This is a genomic window from Ottowia sp. (genome assembly GCF_035444425.1).
GTDB lineage: Bacteria > Pseudomonadota > Gammaproteobacteria > Burkholderiales > Burkholderiaceae_C > Ottowia.
The window spans coordinates 1,356-4,653 of the sequence record NZ_DAOMOQ010000079.1; the positions used below are offsets into that span (position 1 = coordinate 1,356).

Sequence of the window (3,298 nt, forward strand, 5' to 3'; positions counted from 1 at the left end):
GAGCTGGCGCGCTGGCGTCACTGGTCGGGCTGGATGGTGCTGGGCCTGGCGCTGCTGATGGCGCTGGCGGCGCTGGCGACGGCGCGCACGGTGCTGGCACCGGACCGCAGCATCAACGCGGTGGCGGCCTTCGTCAGCCTGCTCGGCTGGCATGCGCTGATGCTGCTGCTGTGGCTGCTCGGGCTCGGCTGGTCGGCATTCGGTGGCGGCCGGGGACTGGCGAGCTTCTCGCTCGGCCGCGTGGCGCTGGCCGGCGCCGCGCGCCTGCCGGTTGATCGCGGCCCGCACGCGCTGACGCTGCTGCGCGCCGGCGCCGACGTACTGCAGCGCGCGCGCCTGTGGCCTTGGCTGACCGGTGCGCTCAGCCATGCGATCTGGGCGCTGGCCTTCGTGGTGGTGCTGGCGCTGCTGATGTTCGGCTTCGCCTTCCACGCCTATCGGCTGACCTGGGAAACCACCATCCTGAGCGCCGGATTCTTCCAGGGCTTCGTCCAGTTCACCGGCGCGTTGCCGGCGCTGCTGGGCTTTCCGGTGCCCGACGCGGCTGCCGTGCAGCGCGTCGGCAACGCCGGCGTGCGCGCCTGGCAGGAGGCTGCCAGCCAGCGCGAATGGGCCTGGTGGCTGATCGGCTGCGTGACGGCCTACGGCCTGCTGCCGCGCGGGCTGCTGGCCCTGCTGAGCTGGTGGCGCTGGCGTGCCGGGCAGTCGCAGCTAGGGCAGATCGACATGGCCGATCCGTACGTGCAGCGCCTGGTGCACCGGCTCGACGCGCTGGAGCCGCCGCCGCAGGTGATCGACCCCGAGCGCCCGTTCATCCCGCAGGAGTTGCCGACGCCGATCGGTGTGCCGGGGGCCGACGGCAGCCTGGCCGTGATCGGTTTCGAGCTGCCGCCCGAGATCGCCTGGCCGGTTGCGGGGCTGCCGGCCGGCAGCTTGCCGGCGCAGCGCCTGGCCGGCAGCGCGCGCGAGCGTCAGAACGCGATCGGGCAGCTGGCAGCGGCGCGACCGCAATCGCTGCTGCTGGTGCTGCACGCGCCGTCGAGCCCCGACCGCGGCATCGCGCGCTTCCTGCGCGAGGCGGCGCGCCAGGCTGGCCGCGCGGCACTCTTGCTGGTGACGGCGGGCGAGCCGATCACCGAGTCGGCGGGGCGCCGCTGGCACGACTGGCTGGGCGCCGAGGAACTGGGACAGGTGGCCTTGCTGGACAGCGCCGCGGCCGCCGCCGACTGGATAGCATCCGCGCATGACTGAACCGCTGCGTATCGCCATCGTCGGCCACACCAACGCCGGCAAGACCTCGCTGCTGCGCACGCTGACGCGGCAGGTCGACTTCGGCGAGGTGTCGGACCGCCCCGGCACCACGCGCCACGCCGAGGCGATCGACCTGCGGCTGGACGGCAGCGCGGCGGTGCGCTTCATCGACACGCCGGGGCTGGAGGATTCGGTCGCGCTGCTCGAATACCTGGGCACGCTGGAGGCTGAATCGCGTCCCGAGCGCGTGCGCGCCTTTCTGCGTGGGCCGGAGGCGCGCGAATCGTTCGAGCAGGAGGCCAAGGTGCTGCGCGCGCTGATCGAACAGGCCGACGCCGCCATGGTGGTGATCGATACCCGCGAGCCGGTGCTGCCCAAGTACCGCGCCGAGATCGAGATCCTGACCTGGTGCGCCAAGCCCATCATGCCGGTGCTGAACTTCGTGCGCTACCTGAACACGCGGCGTGACGACTGGCACCAGATGCTGCTGGAGAGCAACCTGCATGCGCGCGTCGAATTCGACGTCGTCGCGCCCTTCATCGGCTCGGAGCGCCAGCTCTACGGCGACCTCGCCACGCTGCTGCCGGCGCGGCGCCAGCAGCTGCAGCAGATCGTCGAGGCCCTGGCGCTGGAAGCGCGCGACCGGCGCCTGGCCGCCTGCCGCGTGGTGGCCTCCGGCCTGATTGACGTTGCCGCCATGCGGCGCGCGCTGCCGGCCGAGGAGTTTGCCGACGAGCTGAAGCAGCAGCGCTTCGTGCGCGCCTTCCAGGACGATGTGCGGCGCCACGCGCGGCGCGCGGTGGACGACCTGCTGGCGGTGTTCGCGTTCCGGCCCGACGACGCCGAGCTGGCCGAGATCCCGCAGCTGGCCGGCCGCTGGGAAGACGATCTGTTCAACCCCGAACTGCTCAAGGAAGCCGGCAAGCGGCTCGGCATGGGCGCCATGATCGGCGCCGGGCTGGGTGCGGTGGCCGATGTCGCGCTGGCCGGCCTGTCGCTGGGCGCCGCGAGCGCGCTCGGCGCCACCATCGGCGGCGCCGTCTCGGGCGGCTGGAAGCCGCTGTGGCGCAAGCTCGACAACCGGCTCAGCGGCGTGCAGGAGTTGACCGTGGAAGCGCCGGTGCTGTTGCTGTTGACCGACCATCTGCTGGCCTTGGCACGCGCGCTGGAGCAGCGCGGTCACGCGGCGCTGGACAAGCTGCGCGTGAGCGCGTCGGGTGCGGGCGCCGATGATGGCCTGCATCGGCTGGTGGATGCGCTCGATGCGGCGCGTGGCCATCCGGAATGGGAGCGTGCCGGCGGCAAGGGCGCCGCGGACAGCGATCGACAAGCGCTGGAGGCTGCGCTGGCGCGGCAACTCGCCGAGCGCTTCGAGCGCGTGCCGGCTTGACAAGCTGCGGTGTGGCGGCACACTTTGCCGACCGCCATGCCCCGCACACCCCTGACGCCATGAACAAGTCGCTTGCTCTTGCCATTGCCCTGCTTGCCGCCACCGGTGCGCAGGCGGCCTGCTACACCGTGCTGGGGTCGAATGGCGCCATCCTGGCGCAAAGCTCGACGCCGCCGGTGGATATGTCCTATCAGCTGCACCAGACGGTGCCGCAGCGCTTCGGTGCCGGCGCCAGCATGGTGTTCGGGATTGCCGATCCGGATTGCGGGCGGGAGATGGATCGGTATTACGACCTGATGCCGGCCGAGGTGGCGTACCGCGAGGGTTTGCGTGATCCGGTGCCGGCAATGAGGGCGCCGCGGCGCGATCGCGAATAGCTCAGGACGGGTCGTGCCGGAACGGCGAACGCCCGGCCAAATGTTCCAGGTAGTTCTGGACACCTTCACCTTCGCGCGCCAGGAAGCGCTGCACCGCGTCGGCAAAGGCCGGGTGCGCCAGCCAGTGGGCGCTGCTGGTCTTCACCGGCATCAGCGCGCGTGCCATCTTGTGTTCGCCCTGCGCGCCGCCCTCGAAGCGCGTGATGCCGTGCGCGATGCACCACTCGATCGGCTGGTAGTAGCAGGCCTCGAAATGCAGGCTGTCGACGCGCGCCAGCGC

4 protein-coding genes are annotated in these 3,298 nt (G+C 71.7%); 3 read left to right on the forward strand and 1 reads right to left on the reverse strand.

Annotated features, from left to right (window positions below):
- The 3 genes from PK606_RS15875 to PK606_RS15885 all read left to right on the forward strand — a co-directional run.
- On the forward strand, window positions 1-1,251 hold a 1,251-nt coding region (locus PK606_RS15875), incomplete at its 5' end, for a DUF2868 domain-containing protein (protein WP_324565329.1).
- Window positions 1,244-2,641, forward strand: coding sequence for a GTPase/DUF3482 domain-containing protein (locus tag PK606_RS15880; RefSeq protein WP_324565331.1), 1,398 nt, complete (start codon window positions 1,244-1,246; stop codon window positions 2,639-2,641). The genes PK606_RS15875 and PK606_RS15880, both read left to right, overlap by 8 nt.
- 59 nt (window positions 2,642-2,700) lie before the next feature.
- Entirely contained in the window at window positions 2,701-3,018 is a 318-nt protein-coding gene (locus PK606_RS15885; protein WP_324565333.1) for a hypothetical protein, read from the forward strand.
- A 1-nt stretch (window position 3,019) separates the two neighbouring features.
- On the opposite strand, the gene PK606_RS15890 is transcribed toward PK606_RS15885, so the two are convergent.
- Window positions 3,020-3,298, reverse strand: a 279-nt coding sequence (locus tag PK606_RS15890) for a peptidogalycan biosysnthesis protein (RefSeq protein WP_324565335.1), incomplete at its 5' end; no start/stop codon positions are given.

Coding starts and splice junctions, on each gene's coding strand:
- PK606_RS15885 (WP_324565333.1), top strand. CDS start 2,701: ATGAACAAGTCGCTTGCTCTTGCCATTGCCCTGCTTGCCGCCACCGGT.
- PK606_RS15880 (WP_324565331.1), top strand. CDS start 1,244: ATGACTGAACCGCTGCGTATCGCCATCGTCGGCCACACCAACGCCGGC.